We start from the raw sequence: 23,393 nt of genomic DNA, 5'->3' as shown, positions 1-23,393 counted from the left end.
AAAGAAATAAACGCTTTATAGGAAGGAGGGTTTCTAATGAACTTTGAGTTAACGGAGGAGCAGAAAATGGTGGCCGCTCTTGCCCGTGATTTTGCGAAAGAAGTGATTGCCCCCCGGGCGGAGCAAGTAGATGAGCAGGCCGTATTTCCAATAGATACCTTTCAGCAGATGGGAAAGCTAGGCCTGATGGGCATTCCGTTTCCGGAAGAATACGGCGGATCAGGGGGAGATACCATTTCCTATACGCTGGCCGTTGAAGAAATAGGAAAGGCATGCGGCAGCACCGGGCTTAGCTACGCAGCTGCCGTGTCCCTCGGGGCCGCGCCGATTTATTATTACGGTACTGAACAGCAGAAGCAGGACTACCTGATTCCGCTTGCTAAAGGAGAAACACTTGGGGCATTTGGTCTGACCGAACCAAACGCCGGCTCTGATGCAGGCGGCACGAGAACAACAGCAGTCCTCGAAGACGGGGAGTACCGGATTACCGGGGAAAAGTGCTGGATCACCAACGCCCAGTATGCCCGCTCAATTATCGTTACCGCGGTCACCGGTAAAGATGAACGCGGACGGAATATTATTTCTGCTATTATCGTACCGCCGGATGCGAAAGGGTTTACGATTACAAGTCCCTACAACAAAATGGGGGTCCGCGGTTCCAATACGTGTGAGCTGGTTCTGGATGATGTGCGGGTTCCTGCAGATAATCTGCTGGGAGATCCGGCGAAAGGATTCAAACAGTTTCTGCATACGCTCGACGGCGGCCGTATTTCGATTGCCGCGCTTGCGGTCGGAATTGCCCGCGGTGCTTTTGAAAAGGCGCTGCAGTATTCCCAGGAGCGTAAACAGTTTGGGACGAAGATTTCTTCGTTTCAGGCCATTCAGTTTAAATTAGCGGATATGGCGATGGAAATTGAGCTGGCGCAGAATATGGTCCGAAAAGCGGCCTGGCTCAAGGATCATAACAGCCCCTTTACAAAAGAAGCTGCCTACGCCAAACTGTTCGCTTCAGAAATGGCGTCCAGAACGTGCAATCAGTCGCTGCAGATTCACGGCGGCTACGGTTACATGAGGGAATATGGCATTGAACGAATGCTCCGGGACACCAAGCTGATGGAAATAGGCGAGGGCACATCCGAAATACAGCGGCTTGTTATTGCCCGGCAGCTGGGATGCTGATCATTAGATAAAAGGAGGCTGCTATGAAAAGCGAACATCGGCAGAAAGAACAGAAAATAGAGCAGGGCGGAGCAGAGAAATACCACTCAAACAACGCCGAGAAAGGCAAATTGTTTGTCAGAGAGCGTCTGGCTCTCCTATTTGACGAAGAAATAAAGATAGAGGACGGAAAGTTTGCCAACTATGAGACAGAGTGTCTCCCGGCAGATGGAGTCGTAACGGGTATTGGGAAGATGAATGGACGCGATGTCTGTTTTATGGCTAATGATTCCACGGTTAAAGCGGGATCCTGGGGCGCCAGAACGGTCGAAAAGATTATCCGTATTCAAGAAAAGGCGGATCGCCTTCGTCTGCCGATGCTGTATTTGGTGGATTCAGCCGGCGCGCGGATCACCGATCAGATTGAAATGTTTCCAGGCAGAAGGGGAGCCGGGCGAATTTTTTACAATCAGGTAAAATTATCCGGGAAAGTGCCCCAGGTATGTCTGCTTTTTGGTCCGTCTGCTGCGGGCGGTGCCTATATTCCGGCTTTCTGTGATCTTGTGATTATGGTAAAAGGAAATGCGTCGATGTATCTTGGTTCACCTCGGATGGCAGAGATGGTTATTGGAGAAAAAGTCAGCCTGGAAGAAATGGGCGGAGCAGAAATGCACTGCTCAGTTTCCGGATGCGGGGATGTGCTCGCAGAAGATGAACAGGATGCCATAGCGCAGGCAAAAGCTTATTTGGAGTATTTTCCATCCAATTACGGCTCGGAAGCCCGCGATTTTCCTGGCGGTGTGCAGCCGGCGGTGCAGGAGTCCATCAATGAAATGATTCCAGCCAACCAGAACGCGCCTTTTAATATGTATGACCTGCTCGATCGGCTGGTGGACAAGAACTCGATGTTTGATGTAAAAAAGACGTTCGCACCGGAACTGATTACCGTGCTGGCCCGTATTGACGGGAAAGCAGTAGGAATAGTGGCCAATCAGCCAAAAGTTAAGGGAGGCGTGCTGTTTCAGGACTCCGCCGATAAAGCTGCCAAATTTATTGCGCTCTGTGACGCCTTTGGGATTCCGCTCGTGTTCTTAGCAGATATTCCAGGATTTATGATTGGCAGCAAGGTCGAGCGGGCGGGAATTATCCGTCACGGAGCAAAGATGATTGCCGCTATGGCAGAAGCGACAGTCCCTAAAATCTCTGTCATTGTGCGTAAAGCCTATGGAGCAGGCCTGTATGCGATGGCCGGGCCGGCGTTTGAACCGGACTGCTGTCTGGCATTTCCACAGGCACAAATTGCTGTAATGGGACCGGAAGCGGCCGTAAACGCTGTGTATGCGAATAAGATACAGGAACTTCCCGAAGAAGACCGTCCTGCTTTTTTAAAGGAAAAAAGAGAAGAATATAAGGAAAATATCGATATTTACCGATTGGCTTCGGATCTGGTAGTTGATGCAGTAATTGAGCCGGATACACTTAGAAACGAACTTATTTCCAGATTCAGCGCGTACCAGACGAAACAAACAACCTTTACGGATCGTAAACACGGGGTATATCCTGTTTAGCACAAAATTATGCGTGAACAGATCGCAGGTAATGCATCGGATGGCACATGATGAACTGCGGCCATAAAACGATCTGGCAAGTGGCCGCGGGTATGATGATTGGTATTTGTTAAAAAGTTTAGACGTGCAGACATTGCTTCACACGTATAAAATGATATGCAGAGTTAATGTGTGGAGAGGGATATAAGAAACAGCTGATTTCTGAAAAAAGCTTATTTTTTAAATCTTGTTTACATAATATATATTATCGGAAGTTAAATAAAAAGCTTTCTTTCTGGTATCACTAGTTAAGTAAACTACTATTAATGAGATGAGAGATTTAAAACAGAATGTTTTTATAACTGCGTCAAATTCAACAACATCAAATCACGAATGCATTCTTCTTAGCGTTTTTTGGAGTTCAGACTCATTAAAATTTCTTACGCTTCCGGATCTTCTTCGATAATTGCCGTGTCATCATCTATAACGTCTTTCAGTGAATAAAAACTTTCATCGTACTCAATATCTAATTCATAATCTGTTATTAATGAAGTTGTTTCTCCGCCATCGCTGGTGATGCTTTTTTCTTGGATACGATAGTTAGTTTCCTGGTCAAACCACATTTCAATAGTTTGCTCACCATCAAATACGATCTTATCAGCGGTTACTCCTTCTATTTGCTCTTCACCTTCAAACCTCACATCACCTTGTTCTTTTAATGATTCCAGGGTACTTACGAATCTCTCTTGATTTTGAGTTCTTTTTTCAGGGTCTGCGTCGTATTGGTAGTTTTCGTTATCGTTTTCAAAATACTCATACATAGCGCCATTATCGTTTGCTATAATCCGGTTTTCGCTCTCGTCTTCAATACGATAAGACGTTATGTCATCTTCTTGATAAACCCATGTTTTAGTAGTGGATTCGCCTTCCATATCATCCGAAGCAGTTAACATTTCTTCATGATAGGACGATGCGTTCCTATGTACTTCCATTGCATGATCTACTATATTTGCTGCTGCTTCTTCCTCGTTATTCTCACCTTGTGCACAAGCCGTTGCTATTAAAACAACACCGGATAAATACATCACGTTCTTAAACATTGGCCCACTCCTAATGGTTAGTCGTATTAACAATCATTTATTATAATAGTTGTTTAGAAAGTTTTTGGGAGTGTTTTTTATTAAAAGGGATTAGAGTTCGGGCTCCCCGTAGATAGTCGTTGTATTCTCATCCTTCAGATTCAATAAAGAAAATAACTCTGGGTCATGTTCTATGTTCGTATCGTGGTCTACTACCGTTGTGATGAGGTCATCCCCTTCTCCTATAATGTTTTTTTCCTGCAGCCTATAATGGGATTCCTCGTCAAACCAGACTTCATATTGATTGCCTTCGGTTTCACTTGTTTCTCCTTCGAATATTACTTTGTTTGCAGGGGTGCCGTTTATATCTTCCTCTCCTCCATAGCGCAGGCTATATTCGTCATTCGACATCATATGTTCAAGTGTCCTTGCTAACATTTCTTGGTTCTGAAGTTTTTCGTCGGGGTTTTCGGCGAATTGATAGAGAGTGTTTTCTTCTTTGTTGAGACGATACCCTGTTCCATTAACGTTTCCATAGGCTGCCTCGCCACTGGTATTTTCAATGCGGTACCCTTTGTCGCTTCCATCACTGTAGACCCATACATTCGAAATATTAACTACCCCTTCCTCCTCATAAGAGGATTCCACTTGTTCATATACGGAATCGATGTTTTCGTGGGTGTGGATAGCCTCTTGTACGATGTCTTCCACTTCGGATGTTTCATTGGTTTCGGTTATCCCCGCAGTGTATCCCATAATAAATAACAGGACCAAGCTCAGGAGAATGGGTGCTTTTTTCATATGTAAGCTCCTTTGTCGATGTTCGCACTTTCGGTGTTTGGTCCCTTTTTCTATGTATTATTGGGGACGGAATGATTGAAACAAACCTTCTTTTGTATTGGATACTCTGTGAAAAAAAGGATAAATCGTTTGGTAGCATCCGAAAAGAATGAGAAATACAGCTATCGGTGGTGTTAGGGAATCTGTTCTAATATACGTAGTCAGAAAGACGAAAAAAATAGAGTAACACACAACAAACTCGAATCTAATTGAAGCTTTGGTCGCGTATTGCTTCACCCGGCAGTATGGGCACACTATATATTTTCGAATACTGAAGGAATGTTTGGCCACATCCCACCATGTCCAGGTGCGTGAGCAGTTCTGACATACCGGTCTCATACGAAACCTCCTTTTGCAGATAGGGTTAACAATAAACCATTACATGTTTACTTTCTGAAGAAAATCTATTTAAAACACCGATTCTTCTTCGTTTGATAGGCTAAGATACCAAGGATATATCGCAACTTGTATTAAGAAAACCGGAATAAATAAAGCTAAAATAGCAATCCACGTCTCCATATAGAAAGATATAAACATAATCAACGCGATAAATACGAAAGACGAACCGCTAGCTAATTTTCTGGAACGAGCAGTGGGATATTGTTTTTCTTCACACTCCGGGCATTTCATATAGGAGCTTGTGGTAAAGGACTTCTTCGTCACTTCACCCCAACTCCATGTATAAGAACAGCTTTGGCATGCAGGCATGGTATTGCCTCCTTATCTATGTTATTTCTATTTTACTGTAAGAAGACGTTCCTCTTTATTTGTATCTACTATACCTCTCACTCAAAAGAGCTTTTCTTTTTGATTCGATATTTTTAAAAGCAAAGGATGAAAGGCCGCATATGCTAATATTTCAACTGAAAACAAACCGATAGTAACCGCCGAATTATCCGTAGCGATATGATAGATGAATATAAGAACGAGAATAAGCTGCGATATTCCAATTTCTATCTTTCGTTCACGAGCTGCCGGGTATTGCGTTGCCCCACAGAATGGACAAGTAATACTCGAGTGAATCCAGAAAAAATGGGCTCCCGTATGCTTCCATTTTAATGTACGAAAACAGTTCTGGCAGGTCGGCACACTATCCCTCCTTATATATGTAAAAATTTACTATTTAAACCATTTTAGCATTCCGAATAAAAAGACGTCCAATTTTTCTCGTTTTATTTAGGGAGCCGCCTTTTCCCATTATAGTGGTTGAGAAATTATTGGAGCCGGCCATCTTTAAGCAGCCATTTATCTGTACACTCGGATGCTATCTTGTTGCTGTGTGTAACAATTACGATAGTCGTTCTCTCTTGATGGAGTGTGTGAAAAAGGGATATTAATTCTTCTGCAGTTTCATCGTCCAAAGATCCAGTTGGTTCATCTGCAAGAAGAAGCTCTGGGGAGGATAATAATGCACGAGCGATACCCAACCGCTTCAGCTCCCCACCAGATAATTCAGCCACTTTATTGTCTCTTAGCGACTCGATACCGAGCTTATAGAGTAAATCTTCGGCGCGGGCTATTTTTTGCTGCTTCTCCAGAGAGTTCTTTTCAGCGTAAACCGGGAAACAGACGTTATCCCACAGAGTTACATTCGGAATGACAGGAGTATGCTGGGTAATGTAGCCCATGTTGGAGCGTCGGACATCCGCGAGGGCGCTATCTTTTCTGGAATGCATGGCAATAGACTGAAAGTGATAGCTTCCTCTGTATTTGGTTTCGAGTCCGGCCATGATGTTAAGCAAGGTGCTTTTTCCGGACCCGCTTCTCCCCTGGATGGCGGTCAGTGAGCCACGGGCTATATCCAGCGAAACATCATCCAATACCCGCTTTCTGCCGTACGCTTTGCTTATTGACTGTAAAGACAATAGTGCCTCCATTATATTCCTCCCTGTTTGATTTGTTTCGTAAGCGGGGCCTGTTGAATAGCGAACCGAATGAAGATGGCAAGCCCGGCGAAAATAAGTAATCCTAAGGCGAAACTGACCCCGAGGTATATGCTGAGAATAGAAAGCGATTCGCCCCAAAATAGAAAGGCGATAAAGCTGGAAACTACAAACCCTATGCCTGCATAAAACATGGATTCGCTAAGCAGCATGCGGATGAGCTGACCTTTAGTCATGCCATATACGAGCAGCATGCTTAACACATCAAGATTCTTTTTTATTTTATAGAGAAGCAAACCGAAAAAACTGCCGCCAATCAGGACAAGAAGCGCACTGAGCACAGTATAAACCAGCGTCGTATTTTGCTGAGTCATGCGGGAAAGGGCACTCACTCCCGCCATATCCTGGTTAATAATCGTCGATTCGGTAAATCCGCTCTCATCTTGCGCGTTATGAAGCCCCTGCCTTACATCAATGTCATTGGCTTCGGATAACAACATGCCGCCGGTGCCTGACAGTAACGTGATTTCAGTGAAAATCGATTCGTCTGTTTCTTCATTGCTCTCATCTAACGCCTGTGCTTGTGCCGGGGTAGGGAGCACTTCGGGTAATACCATCGCCCGGTCCAGGTTATACTCCGTTTCGCTCGAGCCAATGATGGTCGTGGAAGGTTCTAAAATCCCTGCCACTTCGGCTTCCATAGGTTGAAAGAAATGGGCGATGATGACCGTGTCCCCTACGTCGAAATAAGACGCATAGTCATTTCCCAACAACACGGGTAAAGACTCAGTAGAGAAAGTATAGTCCCCTTCGTGAAATGTTTCTCCAGACTTTGTTTCGACGCGATTGGATTCCAGTGCAGTGTTGTTCATTTGGACCGATTCAATCAGGCGATACGACCCACTATCCAGCTCCCAATATTGGGTCTCTTCACCGTAGGGATACCCGCTGTCAAAGACAGCCGGGCCATCGAAATCAAGAATGCCTATGGGCTGCGAATTGGCGTAGTAAAAATCGAACGTGTCCTGTTCGCGTAGGGACGTATTATAGGCCTGCAGCTGCTGAAAACTGTCCTCCTGGTTGTAAAAAGCCTGTTCACTTTCTTCATCGTACATGGTATCGACTGTGCGATATAAGTTGTTTCCGTCGAGCGTGTGGCTTGTTTCCGATTCTACGCTGCCATAGCCGGCGTTTAATACACCAATAAATACCAGAGCGAAGAAAACAGTGGCGGCGACTATGAGAGCTATATTAATGAGTTTGGTGTGTTGGAATAGGATGTGCAGTCGTTTCAATGTGCTCCCTCCTTTTTTATGCTAAGCCGAGTATTATTGCGCGCCTCCTTTTTTTATAACCATCCGAATATGCCATAAGCTCATCCCTATTATCGTAGTAAAAAGCAAGGCCATCGATAAGCCCCCTTCGAGCAGCCATCTCTCGTTCCATGTTGGTATAACGTTTAGCGTTGATAGGACAGAAAAGCCCAAGAAGACCAATATCCCCTGAAAAAATAAGGTGAGTAACCAGGGAAAGTAAAGATACCGCCATATATGAAAGCCGGGCCAGCCGTGGTAGTGCCAAATGATAACGGCGGCACGCCTCCCTTTCATATACATTGCCATTCCTATAAGAAATGCGAGGGAAAGGAAAACAGTGCCCGCAGAAATGATAACGGTAAGCCACTGATTCGACTGCAGCTGGTAGGACCCGCTGGTTTGGATATCCAGGACGTTCCATTCGTCTATCAATGTATCGGTTGCTTCTTCGAGTGCTTGGGATGTTTGACCCGAGCGTGTCTGTAGAATAACCAGGTTCCCCTCTTCTATTGATAAATCGTTCATCGGCTGAACAAGCCAGGCTTCGCGCATGAGCTGATGGCTGTTCGGGCATCAAAAAGGGCCGTAGCTTCACAAGGGACATCCGAGGGACCTTGTTCGCCCCGTATCACCAGGCATTCATTGTGACTATCCGCTTCTTTAAAGGGAGGAAGTGCCATCTCGGTGCTGTTGCGGTAGACTTGTTTTAAGGGGGCGGTTTCTGCGTCGTATTGGATGAGCATGGACGGTTCCATCTCTTCCAACCCCTCTTCTATCAACGCTAGTTCTTCTTCTGTTACGTTTAGGTGGACAGCGTCTTTATGAATAAAGCCATTGGTCAAAATATTGGCGTAGGTCATGGTCGCTGACAACAAATATAGCGACATCAGCAAAACCAAGAGAAGTATCCATATTCCATTTATCCATTTTTTATGTATGTTAATATCAGATGTCATTAAATCGTCCGCCTAGTAGATTACATAGTTTGGTAGAGCACAGCACAAAAGGAAAGCGTGGCGCCACGCTTTCCTTCCTTCTCTCATTATGGTAGCATTTGTAAATTAATTGAGGAATAACAGTCTATCTTAATATATAACGATTACACGCTAAACTTCGTTGGTAAAGGCTGTGACTCTTTCATTTCTTACAAATATTTACTTTATCATTTATTGATGGCGATTTCAGTAAGTTGCAATTCCTCTTCTCCCGATGAGATTTCTTCTTAAGAAAAGCATTACGTCGTTGGAGGAAATGCTTGGTTCACCATGTGAGATGCTAGGTTTCAAATTTTGTACATTGGTCAAAGGGGTTATTTTTATAATGAAACGTTTCTTTTACAGAATATTGATCGTAGTACTAATATCGAGTTTTCGCTTCTTAACGCACGCGTCGCTTAGACAACGCGAATCGAAGAAAATTAAGAGAAGAGACTATAAAACAGCGGTCAAAAACATGGAGTTTTTAGAAGAAATGATGATAAAAAGCAGGCGGTTAAATAAAGATATCACAGAGGGGCCGGCGTTCGTTCATTCCCAGGCAGAGCGAAAACTCATTGATGCTTTTCTTTCCCATCATGAAAAACAGGGGGAGGAAGATTTTTACCTCGTGGTAGCCCTTGAGTGGGTTAAAGAAAAAGAGAAAAAGAGTATCCACTCATCGATATTTTGGGCTTTCCTTCTTTTTGTACTGCTTATTATCACGCTAGGGCTGACGATAGCGAATGGATTTATGGAGGGAGTAGTAGCCATTCTTTTATTGGCCCTAGGCCCATTGTGTGCTGTTTTTGGTCTGTTTAATGCATTTCGTGGAAAAGGATGTATGAAGGTCGTTATGGTAGGAATACATCTCTTTCTTCTTTTTCTATATACACTCCTTCTCATATAATTAACTGGTTTTTGCCGCTTGGGAAATTTGCACTTTTGTAGAAAATATCAGCATTGAAATATGTAAATATAAAAAGAGCAGCATACCTACCAGGCTATTGAGAGATCTCTTTCTTGAAAGCCTGAAGAGACAACTGGGAGCTTTTATTGAGCTGCCTGCTGTTTTTCTTTTTTTCTATCTCTTCTCGTTTGAATAATTCCCCATATAACTCCGATTGTCGCGCCTCGAATGATTAAATCGACAGCTCCTTCCACCAACGGGTAATTTATAAGGTAAAAGGACGTTAAATGCAACGCCAGTCCAACTAAACAAGCTAACACTGAGTATTTTATGATGTTTGTTACATACGTCATATAGGGATCGCTCCTTCTCCTATGTCATCCATTCTTCTTTTTTTGCCTCTTTGCTCCCCAAAAAATCGTTATGATGGCACCAAGACTGCCCAAAAGAGCCCCATTCATCACCGCTGGTATTGCGTCTTGGAAAATCGGGTCCCCGGCAAGGAGATTCAACATTACCCGGAACAATGCGGCTGCTATACCAATACCAACTGTATATACAATAAACTGCCCTATGTATTTCAAGTGAAAACCTCCTTTCTTCCTGCCTTTTCCCTCGTTTCTCTTTTTTATTCCATCTTCTACATAATATATAGCTTCATTGGTTTAATTCCCATAATTTAGGGAATTAATCAAAGCCAGGGGGTATTTAATATGAAATACATAGTTGGTTGTTTATTATTTATAGGGCTTGCCGGGTGTGGCAGCGAGCCAGATGCGGAATTCACCGACGAAACCGATCGTTTCAAGGTTGCTATGGATGTTAATGAGGTAAACGATGATAACGGTGAAGTGGAGACGGAACAGGCAGATATAACGATATTCTACGATGGTCCACTTTCCGAGGCAGAAAACGTAGTAAGTGTAGTCTATAAAGTGCCATTTGAAGAAACTTCCGGACAAGGCTATAGCACCTCATCGTTTAGGTTCGATGAGGTAGGTGGAGAAGAAAGACGGGTTTTTGAAGATGACAGAGTTTCCGAAACTCTGAAGAATGGAGAGAACATAGAAATTTTCATTTCTTATCCAGATGAAAATGGAGAAATTGTTGAAGATCAACTATCACTGTCCTATTGAGTATCATGCGATATTTCTTCAAAAAGCTGGATAAAAAGGAAAGCACTTTCTATTCCATACGCTCGTTTTTATTAAAAAAATACGCGGTACATCGCTCTCCTATCAAATGACGATGCCCGATGGTACACCGAGCACCTGTCGTTTGCTCTCACAGCGTCTCTCATCGTTCGGTGCATACATAAACCCCCGGCATCCATATCAATGGTTACCGGGGGTTGTTCTGCTATCCAATTACCTGCCAGACGCCGTTTATAAAAAAGAAACTTAACAGCATAAAAATCAGAAACTCTCCCGGCTTTGATCCCGTTAATTTTCCAAAAGGAAATCGAACGTTGTATCGGACCGGAAAAAATAAATGAACGCCTTTAGGTGTCAGCATATCAAGGAAAATGTGGCTGATGACACCTGCTGTAATTCCCGCCTGTATTACGGTTCCTGTTAATCCTGGAATCAGCCCTGTGAGAATAAACACAATGGCTGTTCCTACCAGACTGTGCGTGAGTGTACGGTGGCCGACCAGCTTAAATACAAGGTAAGACGTTGCTCTCAGGCGCCGTCCCATCCAGGAATTCGGCTGGCAGATATCCGGAAGCAGGCCGCCGAGCATCAAAGAGCCGATGAAGACGGCCGCCTGCACAATGTCCTGCTCTACTGCCTGGGGTGCTCCGTTAAAATAGATGGCTGCAGATCCTGCAGCGAGGGCGCCTACGGTGTGTGTTGCTGCTTTCATGATGTCCGCCCCACTCTTGTTTACATAATAATGTTATGGTTTACTAGTTAATTTGTATTCTACAGGAGACCATACATATTTAACTTTTCCCTGTTTTTTCTCATCAATAACAAAGGATCCACTGCTGTATCGGTCACTTTTCCGGAATCGCTTTAGGTTTTCTGTATGCGTGACGCCTTTGTCTGTTCGAAGCACGATTTCCTGATCACCGGAAGACGTCTTATAAAGGGCGATAATCCGATGCGGGTTGGATTTAAGTTCCCGAATCATTACAAGACCTCTCGTCGCCCGTTTTGCCGTTTCAAAGTCGCCGGCGCTCATTTTCTTCACAGCGCCGCGCTGGGTCACGAGGACGAGCTGCGTATCATCTGCCACGGGAATGGCATTGACTACCTCATCCCCTTCTTTTAAGTTGATGCCTTTCACACCGGCGGCTTGTTTGCCGACAACTGGAATGTCTTCGATTGGAAAACGCAGGCCATAACCGAAGGAGCTGGCCAAAAAGAGATCGGTTTCTTTCTCTAACTCGAGAACCGCTGTTACCTGGTCCCCGTCCTTGAGCTTAACCGCCGTCAGCGCTTTCGAATAACGCTGGGCTTTATATACATTCAGCGGTGTTTTCTTCACGAGCCCCTGTTTCGTAATAAACAGCAGCTCATTTTTAGTATCAAACGTTTGAACCGGCAGGGCTTTAATGAGTTCATCCCCCGCCTCCAGCTGCACCAGGTTGCCGATATGCTGGCCGTTGTCCTTCCAGCGGATCTCAGAGAGCTGGTGCACCGGCATATAGATATACTGACCGCGCTTGGTAAAGAGCAGCAGCGTGTCTGTCGTATTCATCTCACTGAAATACAGCAGTTCATCGGTTTCTTTCATGCCGGGCTTTTCCTCTTTTGATGCGGAATAGGAACGGATACTCGTTCGTTTGACATATCCTTCCTGTGTTGCTGTAATAATGACATCTTCAGAAGGAATCATTCCTTCCATGTCGACCACGAGCTCCTGGATATGTTCTTCAATTTTGGTAAGACGCTCATCGTTATACAGCTTACGGATCCGCGTGAGCTCTTTTTTTATTACGTCCATCAGCTTTTTGTCGCTTTTTAGAATACCTTCGAGACGGGTGATTTCCTTGCGGAGGGCTTCCGCTTCTTTTTCAAGCGTCACGATGTCGGTATTCGTTAAGCGGTACAGCTGCAGGTTCACGATTGCTTCAGCCTGCTCGGATGTAAAGGAATATTTTTCTTCGAGGTTCCGCTTGGCATCGGCTTTATCGTTGGATTCCCGTATGGTAGCAATCACTTCATCGAGAATAGATATAGCTTTAATCAGGCCTTCCACAATATGCTGCCTTTTGACCGCTTTGTCGAGCTCATGGCGGGAACGGTTGGTTACGACCTTGCGCTGATGTCCAATATAAGCGGATAAAAGCGGTTTAAGCCCCATAAGCTGCGGCGTTTGGTTGTAGATGGCCACCATATTGAAATGGTAGGCAATCTGCAGATCCGTAGCCTTGTATAAAAAGGTCAGCACGTTTTCGGGATCGGCTTCTTTTTTCAGTTCAACGACAATTCGAAGCCCGGTCCGGTCCGTATCGTCCCGTACTTCGGCAATTCCGTCAATTTTTTTATCAAAGCGTATTTCATCCATTTTTTTAACTAAATTTGATTTTACAACGTCATATGGAATCTCGGTAATGACGATCTGCTTACGTCCGCCGCGAAGCTCCTCGATTTCTGCATTCGCGCGCAGCATTACTTTTCCTTTACCGGTTTCATAGGCACTGCGGATGCCTTCAAGCCCTTGAATCGTACCTCCAGTTGGAAAATCCGGTCCCTTCAGAACAGTCATTAGCTCATCGACACCGGCTTCCGGCTTATCAATCATCATTAAAGCTGCGTCAATCACTTCTCCAAGCTGATGCGGAGGGATGTCGGTTGCATACCCTGCGCTGATGCCGGTAGAACCATTAACGAGAAGGTTCGGATACATTGCCGGCAGCACAATCGGCTCTTCCTGAGAATCATCAAAGTTGGGGATATATTCTACTGTGCTTTTTTCAATGTCACGCAGCAGCTCTGCAGAAAGTGCGGATAGACGGGCCTCAGTATAACGCATCGCCGCGGGCGGATCTCCATCCACCGACCCGTTGTTACCATGCATCTGCACGAGCGCATTGCGGACTTTCCAATCCTGACTCATCCGTACCATTGCTTCGTACACGGAGCTGTCTCCATGCGGGTGGTAGTTACCAATTACGTTACCTACCGTTTTGGCAGCTTTACGGAACGGCTTTTCAAACGTGTTGCCTTCATGGTACATCGCATACAAAATCCGGCGCTGCACCGGCTTCAGGCCGTCCCGGGCATCAGGCAGTGCCCGCTCCTGGATAATATATTTGCTGTAGCGGCCGAAGCGATCGCCGATTACATCTTCAAGCGGTAAGTCTAAAAACTTTTCTGTCTGCGTCATTCGTATTCATCCTCCAGGTGAAGGTTTTCGTTTTCCAGAATGCTGCTGTCTTCCTCCAGCCCAAAGGCTACATTCGATTCAATCCACTTTCTGCGCGGTTCAACTTTATCGCCCATCAGCACGCTGACGCGCTTATCGGCACGGGCAAGGTCTTCTATCGTCACACGGATAAGCGTACGGGACTCCGGATTCATAGTCGTTTCCCATAACTGGGTGGCATCCATCTCTCCGAGACCTTTATAGCGCTGAATGATATAGCCTTTGCCAATTTTTTTCATCGCTTCCTGCATTCCTTCTTCATCCCAGGCATACTCTGTTTTTTTTTTTTTGCCGGAGCCTTTGCTTATTTTATACAGCGGCGGCAGGGCAATATACACCTTGCCGGAGGAAATAAGCTCGCGCATGTAGCGGTAAAAGAAAGTCAGCAGCAGCACCTGAATGTGGGCGCCGTCCGTATCCGCATCCGTCATAATCACTACTTTATCGTAGTTGCGCTCCTCCAATACAAAGTCAGCACCAACCCCTGCGCCTAGAGCGTAAATGATTGTGCGTATTTCTTCGTTTTTCATAATGTCGTCAATACGGGCTTTTTCCGTATTGATCACTTTACCGCGCAGCGGCAGCACTGCCTGAAATTTACGATCCCGTCCCTGTTTAGCGGAACCGCCGGCAGAGTCACCCTCGACAAGGTAGAGTTCGTTCCGGTCCGGGTTTTTCGACTGGGCTGGTGTAAGCTTGCCGCTGAGAGCACGTCTTTTTTGCGGTTTTTCTTGCCGTTTCTTGCTTCTTCCCTGGCGCGGCGTGCCGCTTCTCTCGCCTGGGACGCTTTGACAGCCTTTTTAATCAGCATTTGGCTGACGGTTGGGTTTTCTTCAAAAAAGTACGTCAGCTTTTCAGCCAGCACCTGTTCCACGGCGGAGCGGGCATCAGGCGTACCGAGTTTACTTTTGGTCTGGCCTTCAAACTGAAGCTTTTCTTCAGGCACACGGATCGAGATAACCGATGTGAAAGCCCTCACGTATATCCGAACCGTCAAGGTTTTTATCTTTTTCTTTTAACAGCCCGGTCTTTTTTGCATATTCATTCACAATCCGGGTCAGAGCAGATCTCGCTCCGGACTCATGGGTGCCCCCGTCTCTTGTACGTACGTTGTTTACAAAAGAAAGGGTTGTTTCAGTGTATGCGTCATTAAATTGAAATGCGGTCTCCACTTCAATCCCCTGGTTTACGCCTTCAAAGAAAACGACCGGATGAAGGGTTTCCTTATCTTCGTTTAAATACTCCACAAACGCTTTAATCCCTGTATCAAACGAAAACGAATCGGTTACGACTTCCTGCTGGCGCTCATCACGAATGCTGATGGTGACACCGCCCAGCAGAAACGCCGCTTCTCGTAAACGTTCCGCTAACGTATCGTATTGAAACACCGTATGGTTAAAAATTGACGGGTCCGGCTTAAAACGGATCGTCGTCCCTGTTTTTTTGGTGGTGCCTTTTTTCACAAGACCGGTAACCGGCTTACCGCCGTCGCGGAAGGACTGCTGAAAGCTCTCGCCGTTACGGTCGATCATCACGTCAAGGGATTCCGATAGAGCATTCACAACAGAGGCTCCTACGCCATGGAGCCCCCCGCTGGTCGCATATCCGCCCTGTCCGAACTTGCCTCCGGCATGAAGAACCGTGAGGATGACTTCCGGCGTCGGCTTTCCGGTCTGGTGCATTCCGGTGGGCATGCCTCTTCCGGCGTCAGAGACGCTGACGCTGTTATCTTTATGCAGAACGACCTGAATGTCTTTGCCGTATCCGGCCAGAGCTTCGTCGACTGCGTTATCTACGATTTCAAAAACGAGATGATGAAGTCCCCGGCTATCGGTGCTTCCGATATACATGCCGGGGCGTTTGCGAACCGCTTCAAGACCTTCGAGGACTTGAATCGACTCGTCGTTATATTGGTATGTTTCCTTTGCTGCCAAAAAATCCGACTCCCTTCTCATGCAAGAACAAATATCTTTGTATAATATCTTATCATACCATACGACTTTATACGAACGTATGTTTTATATGACACTTCCTCCATCAAAATATCACAAAAAAACAAAAAGAACCAGTTCAAGTTTGAACTGGTTCCCGGAATGGCTTTATCGTGTCATCTGATATTCGACCTTTATACACGAATCCATTACTATATTTATATCTTTTTGCGCAAGGACGGTTGGTACTTCCTCATGGGACACGCCAAGCTGCGCCCAGAAAGTGCCGGCATCAATCTCAAGCACATCGCGGGCCACCTCCGGGAGAAACTCACTGCGGCGGAACACATTAACAATATCTACGGGTCCGTCAATGTCCTGCAGGCGCTTAACGGCTTTTACACCGAGTACTTCATCGACAGTCGGATTGACAGGTATTATTTCATACCCGGCCTGCTGCATCTGGCTGCTGATCTGATAGGACGTACGCGACGGGTTATCGGACAGGCCTACCACGGCGATCCGTTTGCTGTTGTCGAGTATATGCTTTATTTTCTTCTGATCGGGATTGCTATGAGCCATATTCTATCTCTCCTTTAGAAATGATTTAAAGTAATCCGGCAGACTCAAGGTACTCTTCTGCTACAGCATAAGGTCTGCATCTTCATATTCTACTTGATAGTTCATCTCCTGCATTTCCTCGTCGGTGATCATGCCGGCAAGACGGTTCAATGGTTCTTCAAGCTCTGGATATTCTTCAAGGGTTTCCTGTTTCATCAAAGGCGCACCCTGATAAGGCGGAAAGAGATTTTCGTCGTCTTCCATCAGTTCAAGATCGTACTCGATGATATCTGCGCTGGTGGAAAATGCATCGATAAAATCAACCTGTTCTGTTGTGAGGGCACGGGTACGAAGACCTGAATCCATTGTTTCTACTTCAGCGAAAGAAAACCCATAGATATCCTGTAAACCTATATACCCGTCTTCGCGGTCGGCAAACTCAAAAGTGAATCCGGCTGTCAGCTGATCGCTGTATGTCTCCATATCCGAGATGGTTTCAATACCAAGCTCATCAGCCGTTTCTCCTCTTACAGCAAGGGCATACGTGTTGTTGAATGCCATCGGCTCCAGGTAAGCCAAATCGTATTCTTCCATTAGTCCTGTTCTAGCCTGTTCATACACTTCTTCTTCGGTCGTTCCCGGTTCCGGTGTTTCATCCAGCAGCGTAGTAAGAGCCGTGCCTGTAAATTCCAGGTATACGTCTACATCGTCGGACTGAAGAGCATTAAAGGCAATATCAGTGCTTCCCATACCGGTACGCACATCCACCATTAAATCTGTTTCTTCTTCGATAAGGTGCTTATACATATTTGCGATAATCTCCGGCTCTGCAGTAATCTTACCGCCAATCGTTATCTGAGGCTGCTGGGCAAACGAAAATAACGGAGCCAGCGCTATCACAATAGACAGACCAAGCACAGCAAAAATAGGAGCAAGCGTTTTACCCTGGGACCGCTTTTCTGTCATACGGAGGATAAAGTCAAAAAACAGAGCCAAAAGGGCAGCTGGAAGAGCTCCCAGCAGAATATACGTATTATTGGCTCTGTCGATGCCGGTCATAATAAAGTCACCAAGTCCGCCGGCGCTGATCAAAGCCGCAAGCGTTGCCGTGCCGACAATCAGCACCATCGATGTGCGGATACCGGCCATAATGATCGGCATCGCCATAGGAAGTTCGATTTTACGAAGCTTTCGAACCGAAGACATTCCCATTCCTGTGGCCGCTTCCTGAATGGAAGGATCCACTCCTTGAATGCCGGTGTATGTATTCCGCAGAATAGGAAGGAGCGCATAGGCGGTAAGAGCTACTACGGCAGGGAGCGTTCCAATTTGATTCAAAAGCAGAATCATAAATCCTAACAGTGCGAGACTGGGAATCGTCTGCAGCACAGCAGCAACTCCAATAATCGGTTCAGCAAACTTTTGTTTTCGGGTGAGAAGAATGCCAAGAGGTACGGCAATCAGAACAGCAAATAACAAAGCGACGACCGACATATGAACATGCTGCCACATGACCTGCCAGAATTCGCCCTGACGTGTGGAAAACAGTTCCCATAATTCCTGTAATGTTTCCATCAGGCAGGCTCCCCTTCCTCTTCAAGCTGGGCTTTTTTCATAAACTGCACAATATCCCGATAGCTCAGTACGCCTTCGATACGCGTACCTGTTAGAACAGGGAGAGCCTCCAGCTCAGTATCGTCAAAAGACTTCAGGGCATGTTTCAGCGTGTCTTCCGGATGAATGGCCGGATCGTTCGATACAATACCTTCTTCTGCCTGACGTCCTACATACGTCCGGTCATCTTTGAAAATATAGAGAGGCGCCGGATACAGCGGATAATCGCTGACGTCCTGTGTACTGGCAAGCAGATGGCTGTTCGGATTCATGACTTCTTTTACGCGGGTGTCCCAAGGGTCACGACGGTCACCGATGAAGTTTTTTACAAAGTCATCGGCCGGCTCATTAACGAGTTCCTCCCGGCTGCCCACCTGAACAATGTTGCCCTCTTTCATGAGACAGATCCGGTCGCCAAGCGCCAATGCTTCATCAATATCGTGGGTGACAAATACGATGGTTTTTTGAATGTCTGCCTGCAGCTGGCGGATATCTTTCTGAAGCTGTTCCCGGCTGATCGGATCCAAAGCGCTGAATGGTTCATCCATCAAAATAATATCCGGATTCCCGGCCAGGGCGCGGACAACACCAATACGCTGCTGCTGGCCTCCGGAAAGTTCAGAAGGTCTGCGGTCCCGATATGTTTCCGGATCAAGGCCGACCATGTTTAACAGCTCATCAACCCGTTCACTGACAGCCGCTTTTTTCCATTTGCGCATTTCCGGTACAACCGCAATGTTTTCAGCAATGGTCATCGTTGGGAAAAGAGCAATCTGCTGAAGGACATAGCCAATGTTCCAGCGCAGCTCCTGGCGGTTCCAGTCCGTGATATCTTTATCCTCAATCGTAATGTGGCCGGAAGTAGGTTCAATAAGGCGGTTAATCATTTTAAGCGTGGTGGTTTTACCACAGCCGCTTGGTCCGATTAATACAAAAAACTCGCCTTTATTGATCGTCAAGTTAAATTGTTCGACAGCAGTTGACTGGTCTGGAAATTGTTTTGTAATGTCGTGAAAAGATATCATAGTGTTCAAGCCCTTTCTTTGTATAGTTGCCTGTTGCCTCGCATACAGGGTTAGGAAAGCTGACCTAATCATATTTCATCTTCCAGTCCTTTACAAACAATAAGGGACGTCAAAAAACCGGAGGCAACGTAGTGTCCCCTCCGGTTTTAATTATTATTTATTAAATCACCGCTCCGCCGTCTACGTTCAGCACGGTACCTGTAATAAAAGAGGCTTCGTCTGACGCCAGAAAAGCGTAGGCGTTAGCAATGTCCTCCGGGGTGCCGAGCGTACCAAGCACGGCTTTCTCCTTCATCATGGACAGAGCCTTTTCCGGCATTTTTTCTGTCATCGGTGACAGGATAAATCCGGGGGCGACGGAGTTTACTCTAATCTTGTAGCGCCCGAGCTCTTTCGCCCATGTTTTTGTCATCCCATTGATGCCGAATTTGGAGGCAGCGTAGTTGGTCTGCCCGAAATTGCCGTAAATACCTACGACCGAGGAGGCATTTAAAATAACACCGGATCCCTGCTCTTTCATCAACGCCGCCACTTTCTGTGTGACGAGGAATACCCCTTTTAAATTGACGTTTATCACCTTGTCCCAGTCTTCCTCTTCCATTTTCAGCAGCTGAGCGTCCGCTGTAATCCGGCATTATTAATGACAATATCCACTTTTGAGAAAGTCTGAACCGTTTGTTCCAGGACATGGTCAATATCGGCTTTGTTTGTAATGTCCGCTTTGACGCCGATTATACGTTCCTGCTGCTCTCCTGCTTCTGTTACAACGTGGTCAAGGTCCTGCTGATTGACGTCAACAATGACAACGTTGGCGCCTTCTGCAAGAAATTTTTTAGCTGAGGCCGCTCCGATACCGCGGCCTCCTCCTGTAATAACAGCGGTTTTTCCTTCTAATCGTTTCATGTTGTATCCTGATCCTTTCTATTCGTTATGTTATACAACGCCGAAGCTTGCCAGAATAATAGCGACCACTGTAGCAAGAATAGGAATGGCCACGGCAACGACAAAAATATCTTTATAGGAATCCTTGTGGGTCATACCGGTTACAGCAAGAAGCGTTAACACAGCGCCGTTATGAGGCAGGGCATCCAGGCCTCCGGATGAAAGCGAGGCGACCCGGTGAAAAGCTTCCGGGCTGATGCCGGTCTCAAGCGCGAGCTGGTAGTACTGCTCCCCCAGCGCTTCCAGCGCGATACCCATACCGCCTGATGCTGAACCCGTTGCTCCTGCTAGAATATTAACGGCAATCGCCTCTGAGATCAGCGGACTGCCGCGGACGCCTAGAAGAAGCTCCGTTAAACGGTCAAAGCCGGGCACGTTCTGAACAACGGTTCCAAATCCAACCGCGGCGCTGGTATTAATAATAGCGAGGACAGAACCTGATGCTCCGGCGTTCATTGCTTTAACATAGCCTCTCCACTTGTCGATATTAAGCAGGAGAATGAGGACAATCCCGGAGATAAGCGCCACTACGATGTCCCATCCAAATATATTTAACGTGACCAGTACGACTAACAGCGGAAGGATGGACAGGAGAAACAGCGGAGTTTTTCCGTCTTCTTCTTCCACCATCTTTTTGTCTTTTGGTTCAGTGAATATTTCTCCCTGGGCGCTGAGCTTCTTTTCTCTCCAGCGCAGGTAAAAGTAACCGCCAACGCCCATAACGGCTGCAGCAGCGAGACCCATTAATGGGGCCGCTGTGGCTGTTGTTTCAAAAGAAGCGATGGGAATCAGGTTTTGGATCTGCGGTGTTCCCGGGCTGTCATTGTAAAGGTTAAAGCCCCAAGTGCAATGGTAGGCGGGATTAATTTTCTTGTAATATTTGCTTCTCTGAACAATGCAAGAGACAGCGGGTACACGGCAAACACAACCACAAAGAGGCTGACGCCGCCGTATGTAAGAATGGCAGCAGATACCACAACGCTCAATATGGCACGCTTTGTACCGATAAAGCGGCTGAGTGCCATGGCGACCGACCTGGCCATGCCCGTATCCTCCATCAATTTACCAAAAATAGCGCCGAGCAGAAACACTGGAAACCACTGCTGGGCAAACCCGACAAATCCGCTCATGTACGTATCTGTATAAGCCTCAAGCAGGTTTAGCCCTCCAAATATTGCCACCACACCAGCAGCGATAGGCGCTACCCAGATAATAGACCAGCCCATGTAGGCCAGCACCATGAGAACGATAAGACCTAATATTATTCCTAACATATGCCATTCCTCCTTTTATTGAACCACGGGCGCATCTTCCGGCCCGGCTATTCCCATGACAGCTTCTGAAAACAAACGTACATCCATCGTGCGCAGCGGTTCTGCCATTAACGGGGTGAAATCCATATGTGCCAGAATATCGGTCTCCAGATCAATCCCGGGGGCGATTTCTGTTAATAGGAGCCCCTCAGGACGGAGTTCAAATACGGCCCGCTCGGTAATGTAAAACACATCCTGCTTTACTTCGTTGGCATAGTCACCGCTGAAAGTTACATGCTCCACCTGCTTCACAAATTTAGGAAATTTCCCCTCCTGCTCAATGGTCAGTTTTCCATCTCCTACACGGGTCTTTAAACCACCTGCAGTAAATGTCCCGCAGAAGACGACTTTTTTGGCATTTTGGGAAATGTTAATAAATCCACCGGCCCCTGCTATTTTCGGGCCGAACTTACTTACGTTGACGTTGCCGGACTGATCGAGCTGGGCCAGACCCAAAAATGCCACATCCAGACCGCCGCCGTCATAAAAATCAAATTGGTACGGCTGATCGATAATCACGTCTGGATTAGTGGATGCTCCAAAGCTTTTTCCGCCAGCCGGGATGCCGCCAATCGGCCCGGATTCTAGCGTAAGACGAAGATCGCGGCCGACGCCTTCTTCGTTGGCTACCATGGCGACTCCTTCCGGCATCCCAATTCCCAGATTCGTAATCGCATGCGGTACAAGCTCCATCACCGAACGGCGGGCGATGACTTTCCGTTCCGTCAGCGGCAGGCGGGCGAGTGAATGCACGGAGCTGCGGATTTCTCCGCTGTAGGCCGGATTGTACTGCTCCCCATTCGTCTGCATATGGTCTTCCGGCGGCGCTTCGACAATGGCATCAACATAAATACCGGGAATTTTCGTCAGGCGGGGCTGCAGCGTACGGGCTTCTACCACTTTTTCTACCTGCAGAATAACGATGCCTCCTGAATTTTTGGCGGCCTGGGCAATGGAGAGCACCTCCAGCGTTGCCGCCTCTTTTTCCATGGAAGCGTTACCATTTTCATCCGCATAAGTGGCGCGTATCAATGCCACATGTATAGGAAACGTTTTATAAAACAAATAGTCAACTCCGTTTATAGGAAACAGTTCTACATGATCTTCCGTGCTTTTCGTATTTAATTTACCGCCGTCGAGCCTGGGATCAACAAATGTTTTCAGCCCTACATGAGTGAGCAGGCCCGGTTTTTTTGCTGCGATATCCCGAAACAGGTGGGTAATAACCCCCTGAGGAAGATTGTAGGCTTCTATTTTATTTTCAATCGCCAGTTTCGCAAGCTTTGGAGCAAGTCCCCAGTGGCCGCCGATCACTTTCTTCACCAGCTTTTCGTGGCCCACGTTATTTAAGCCCTTCTCCGCCCCATCTCCCTGGCCGGCGGCATAAACCAGTGTTAAATCCACGGGCTGCTGTTCCCGTTCAAACCGCCTGCCGAGCGCTTTCGTTAACGCCTCCGGATGGCCGTTCCCAACAAAGCCCCCAGTGGCAACGGTGGCGCCATTTGGTATCATTCCAACAGCCTGTTCTACACTCATCACTTTAGACATAAGAAAAATCCTCCCTCACATTTGTATACGCTTACACATTGTATTTGCAAGAAGTATGCCACATTTTATGTGAGGAGAAGAAACAACACCAAAAAGACAATCCCGCCGGATTGTCTTAGAGCATCAATATGGAGACTATAGACACGGCAGCCTTCACTTTATCTATTTCCGAATAAAATAATATATTTATTTTATTTAGAGAGCAAATCAACGTCTTCTTCTTATTTTGAAAAGCGATAAAGTGTAGCAAACGCAGGAAAAGTGTTCGGTTTTATATACAGTTTGAGAGCGCTATCGATAATTGTGTGCGCGAATCTGAACATATAACTAGTTTTCTCTATAAGGTGTGCGTGAATCCGAACGCTCCTCCTCTTC

Annotated in this window: 21 protein-coding genes and 3 pseudogenes; 4 read left to right on the top strand and 20 right to left on the bottom strand. The window is 46.4% G+C overall.

Features of this window, described 5'->3' with window-relative positions:
* Nucleotides 1–36 precede the first annotated feature (36 nt).
* Together MMY81_RS30610 and MMY81_RS30605 are read left to right on the top strand one after the other, a co-directional pair.
* Complete coding sequence (locus MMY81_RS30610) at nucleotides 37–1,179, top strand: acyl-CoA dehydrogenase family protein (protein WP_252315803.1); 1,143 nt, start codon at nucleotides 37–39, stop codon at nucleotides 1,177–1,179.
* A gap of 23 nt (nucleotides 1,180–1,202) precedes the next feature.
* Nucleotides 1,203–2,726: an acyl-CoA carboxylase subunit beta gene (locus tag MMY81_RS30605; protein WP_252315802.1), complete on the top strand. Its 1,524-nt coding sequence runs from the start codon at nucleotides 1,203–1,205 to the stop codon at nucleotides 2,724–2,726.
* A 419-nt stretch (nucleotides 2,727–3,145) separates the two neighbouring features.
* On the opposite strand, the gene MMY81_RS30600 is transcribed toward MMY81_RS30605, so the two are convergent.
* From MMY81_RS30600 to MMY81_RS30570, 9 genes are all read right to left on the bottom strand, one after another.
* Nucleotides 3,146–3,805 carry a hypothetical protein gene (locus MMY81_RS30600; protein ID WP_252315801.1) on the bottom strand — a complete coding sequence of 220 codons (660 nt, stop codon included), beginning with the start codon at nucleotides 3,803–3,805 and terminating at the stop codon, nucleotides 3,146–3,148.
* A 90-nt stretch (nucleotides 3,806–3,895) separates the two neighbouring features.
* Nucleotides 3,896–4,585 carry a hypothetical protein gene (locus MMY81_RS30595; RefSeq protein ID WP_252315800.1) on the bottom strand — a complete coding sequence of 230 codons (690 nt, stop codon included), beginning with the start codon at nucleotides 4,583–4,585 and terminating at the stop codon, nucleotides 3,896–3,898.
* 57 nt (nucleotides 4,586–4,642) lie between these two features.
* On the bottom strand, nucleotides 4,643–4,963 hold the full coding sequence (locus tag MMY81_RS36075) for a TIGR04104 family putative zinc finger protein (RefSeq protein ID WP_374563218.1): 321 nt from the start codon (nucleotides 4,961–4,963) through the stop codon (nucleotides 4,643–4,645).
* Nucleotides 4,964–5,032: 69 nt separating this feature from the next.
* The gene (locus MMY81_RS30590; protein ID WP_252315799.1) at nucleotides 5,033–5,332 is read right to left on the bottom strand and encodes a TIGR04104 family putative zinc finger protein; all 300 of its coding nucleotides are present in this window, start codon (nucleotides 5,330–5,332) and stop codon (nucleotides 5,033–5,035) included.
* Between the two features lie 81 nt (nucleotides 5,333–5,413).
* Nucleotides 5,414–5,713, bottom strand: a complete 300-nt coding sequence (locus tag MMY81_RS36070) for a TIGR04104 family putative zinc finger protein (RefSeq protein WP_374563214.1) — start codon at nucleotides 5,711–5,713, stop codon at nucleotides 5,414–5,416.
* 125 nt (nucleotides 5,714–5,838) lie between these two features.
* Complete coding sequence (locus tag MMY81_RS30585; RefSeq protein ID WP_252315798.1) at nucleotides 5,839–6,501, bottom strand: ABC transporter ATP-binding protein; 663 nt, start codon at nucleotides 6,499–6,501, stop codon at nucleotides 5,839–5,841.
* On the bottom strand, nucleotides 6,501–7,802 hold the full coding sequence (locus MMY81_RS30580) for an ABC transporter permease family protein (RefSeq protein ID WP_252315797.1): 1,302 nt from the start codon (nucleotides 7,800–7,802) through the stop codon (nucleotides 6,501–6,503). The genes MMY81_RS30585 and MMY81_RS30580 overlap by 1 nt, the downstream gene beginning before the upstream one ends.
* A gap of 33 nt (nucleotides 7,803–7,835) precedes the next feature.
* The gene (locus MMY81_RS30575; protein ID WP_252315796.1) at nucleotides 7,836–8,375 is read right to left on the bottom strand and encodes a hypothetical protein; all 540 of its coding nucleotides are present in this window, start codon (nucleotides 8,373–8,375) and stop codon (nucleotides 7,836–7,838) included.
* Entirely contained in the window at nucleotides 8,345–8,779 is a 435-nt protein-coding gene (locus tag MMY81_RS30570; protein WP_252315795.1) for a hypothetical protein, read from the bottom strand. The genes MMY81_RS30575 and MMY81_RS30570 overlap by 31 nt, the downstream gene beginning before the upstream one ends.
* A 496-nt stretch (nucleotides 8,780–9,275) precedes the next feature.
* Between MMY81_RS30570 and MMY81_RS30565 the strand changes: the two genes are divergently transcribed.
* The gene (locus tag MMY81_RS30565) at nucleotides 9,276–9,707 is read left to right on the top strand and encodes a hypothetical protein (protein WP_252315794.1); all 432 of its coding nucleotides are present in this window, start codon (nucleotides 9,276–9,278) and stop codon (nucleotides 9,705–9,707) included.
* A gap of 143 nt (nucleotides 9,708–9,850) precedes the next feature.
* Here MMY81_RS30565 and MMY81_RS30560 read toward each other — a convergent pair whose 3' ends face one another.
* Together MMY81_RS30560 and MMY81_RS30555 are read right to left on the bottom strand one after the other, a co-directional pair.
* Nucleotides 9,851–10,060 carry a hypothetical protein gene (locus MMY81_RS30560; protein WP_252315793.1) on the bottom strand — a complete coding sequence of 70 codons (210 nt, stop codon included), beginning with the start codon at nucleotides 10,058–10,060 and terminating at the stop codon, nucleotides 9,851–9,853.
* 24 nt (nucleotides 10,061–10,084) lie between these two features.
* Nucleotides 10,085–10,291: a hypothetical protein gene (locus MMY81_RS30555; RefSeq protein WP_252315792.1), complete on the bottom strand. Its 207-nt coding sequence runs from the start codon at nucleotides 10,289–10,291 to the stop codon at nucleotides 10,085–10,087.
* 129 nt (nucleotides 10,292–10,420) lie between these two features.
* On the opposite strand from MMY81_RS30555, the gene MMY81_RS30550 reads away from it, so the two are divergent.
* Complete coding sequence (locus tag MMY81_RS30550) at nucleotides 10,421–10,843, top strand: hypothetical protein (RefSeq protein ID WP_252315791.1); 423 nt, start codon at nucleotides 10,421–10,423, stop codon at nucleotides 10,841–10,843.
* Nucleotides 10,844–11,066: 223 nt separating this feature from the next.
* Here MMY81_RS30550 and MMY81_RS30545 read toward each other — a convergent pair whose 3' ends face one another.
* From MMY81_RS30545 to MMY81_RS30505, 9 genes and pseudogenes are all read right to left on the bottom strand, one after another.
* On the bottom strand, nucleotides 11,067–11,573 hold the full coding sequence (locus MMY81_RS30545) for a metal-dependent hydrolase (protein ID WP_252315790.1): 507 nt from the start codon (nucleotides 11,571–11,573) through the stop codon (nucleotides 11,067–11,069).
* Nucleotides 11,574–11,606: 33 nt separating this feature from the next.
* On the bottom strand, nucleotides 11,607–14,045 hold the full coding sequence (parC, locus tag MMY81_RS30540; protein WP_252315789.1) for a DNA topoisomerase IV subunit A: 2,439 nt from the start codon (nucleotides 14,043–14,045) through the stop codon (nucleotides 11,607–11,609).
* A pseudogene (gene parE / locus MMY81_RS30535) lies at nucleotides 14,042–16,039 on the bottom strand (DNA topoisomerase IV subunit B). Before parE ends, parC begins: the two are co-directional and overlap by 4 nt.
* A 144-nt stretch (nucleotides 16,040–16,183) precedes the next feature.
* Nucleotides 16,184–16,597: a CoA-binding protein gene (locus MMY81_RS30530; RefSeq protein ID WP_252315788.1), complete on the bottom strand. Its 414-nt coding sequence runs from the start codon at nucleotides 16,595–16,597 to the stop codon at nucleotides 16,184–16,186.
* Nucleotides 16,598–16,657: 60 nt separating this feature from the next.
* The gene (locus MMY81_RS30525; RefSeq protein WP_308215535.1) at nucleotides 16,658–18,151 is read right to left on the bottom strand and encodes an ABC transporter permease/substrate-binding protein; all 1,494 of its coding nucleotides are present in this window, start codon (nucleotides 18,149–18,151) and stop codon (nucleotides 16,658–16,660) included.
* Nucleotides 18,151–19,215 carry an ABC transporter ATP-binding protein gene (locus MMY81_RS30520; protein ID WP_252315787.1) on the bottom strand — a complete coding sequence of 355 codons (1,065 nt, stop codon included), beginning with the start codon at nucleotides 19,213–19,215 and terminating at the stop codon, nucleotides 18,151–18,153. The genes MMY81_RS30525 and MMY81_RS30520 overlap by 1 nt, the downstream gene beginning before the upstream one ends.
* Before the next feature lie 160 nt (nucleotides 19,216–19,375).
* Nucleotides 19,376–20,118: pseudogene (locus tag MMY81_RS30515) on the bottom strand (SDR family NAD(P)-dependent oxidoreductase).
* Between the two features lie 30 nt (nucleotides 20,119–20,148).
* Nucleotides 20,149–21,431, bottom strand: a pseudogene (locus MMY81_RS30510) (GntP family permease).
* 15 nt (nucleotides 21,432–21,446) lie between these two features.
* Nucleotides 21,447–23,018: an acyl CoA:acetate/3-ketoacid CoA transferase gene (locus MMY81_RS30505; protein WP_252315786.1), complete on the bottom strand. Its 1,572-nt coding sequence runs from the start codon at nucleotides 23,016–23,018 to the stop codon at nucleotides 21,447–21,449.
* Nucleotides 23,019–23,393 lie beyond the last annotated feature (375 nt).

The organism is Sinobaca sp. H24 (assembly GCF_023845525.1).
The sequence above is the reverse complement of the archived record's forward strand: the minus strand, read 5'-3'. Positions and strand labels throughout refer to the sequence as shown.

Excerpts from the sequence above, each read along its gene's own strand:
- MMY81_RS30610 (WP_252315803.1), top strand. The coding sequence starts at position 37 with ATGAACTTTGAGTTAACGGAGGAGCAGAAAATGGTGGCCGCTCTTGCC.
- MMY81_RS30605 (WP_252315802.1), top strand. The coding sequence starts at position 1,203 with ATGAAAAGCGAACATCGGCAGAAAGAACAGAAAATAGAGCAGGGCGGA.
- MMY81_RS30600 (WP_252315801.1), bottom strand. The coding sequence starts at position 3,805 with ATGTTTAAGAACGTGATGTATTTATCCGGTGTTGTTTTAATAGCAACG.
- MMY81_RS30595 (WP_252315800.1), bottom strand. The coding sequence starts at position 4,585 with ATGAAAAAAGCACCCATTCTCCTGAGCTTGGTCCTGTTATTTATTATG.
- MMY81_RS36075 (WP_374563218.1), bottom strand. The coding sequence starts at position 4,963 with ATGAGACCGGTATGTCAGAACTGCTCACGCACCTGGACATGGTGGGAT.
- MMY81_RS30590 (WP_252315799.1), bottom strand. The coding sequence starts at position 5,332 with ATGCCTGCATGCCAAAGCTGTTCTTATACATGGAGTTGGGGTGAAGTG.
- MMY81_RS30585 (WP_252315798.1), bottom strand. The coding sequence starts at position 6,501 with ATGGAGGCACTATTGTCTTTACAGTCAATAAGCAAAGCGTACGGCAGA.
- MMY81_RS30575 (WP_252315796.1), bottom strand. The coding sequence starts at position 8,375 with ATGCGCGAAGCCTGGCTTGTTCAGCCGATGAACGATTTATCAATAGAA.
- MMY81_RS30570 (WP_252315795.1), bottom strand. The coding sequence starts at position 8,779 with ATGACATCTGATATTAACATACATAAAAAATGGATAAATGGAATATGG.
- MMY81_RS30565 (WP_252315794.1), top strand. The coding sequence starts at position 9,276 with ATGGAGTTTTTAGAAGAAATGATGATAAAAAGCAGGCGGTTAAATAAA.
- MMY81_RS30560 (WP_252315793.1), bottom strand. The coding sequence starts at position 10,060 with ATGACGTATGTAACAAACATCATAAAATACTCAGTGTTAGCTTGTTTA.
- MMY81_RS30550 (WP_252315791.1), top strand. The coding sequence starts at position 10,421 with ATGAAATACATAGTTGGTTGTTTATTATTTATAGGGCTTGCCGGGTGT.
- MMY81_RS30545 (WP_252315790.1), bottom strand. The coding sequence starts at position 11,573 with ATGAAAGCAGCAACACACACCGTAGGCGCCCTCGCTGCAGGATCTGCA.
- parC (WP_252315789.1), bottom strand. The coding sequence starts at position 14,045 with ATGACGCAGACAGAAAAGTTTTTAGACTTACCGCTTGAAGATGTAATC.
- MMY81_RS30530 (WP_252315788.1), bottom strand. The coding sequence starts at position 16,597 with ATGGCTCATAGCAATCCCGATCAGAAGAAAATAAAGCATATACTCGAC.
- MMY81_RS30525 (WP_308215535.1), bottom strand. The coding sequence starts at position 18,151 with ATGGAAACATTACAGGAATTATGGGAACTGTTTTCCACACGTCAGGGC.
- MMY81_RS30520 (WP_252315787.1), bottom strand. The coding sequence starts at position 19,215 with ATGATATCTTTTCACGACATTACAAAACAATTTCCAGACCAGTCAACT.
- MMY81_RS30505 (WP_252315786.1), bottom strand. The coding sequence starts at position 23,018 with ATGTCTAAAGTGATGAGTGTAGAACAGGCTGTTGGAATGATACCAAAT.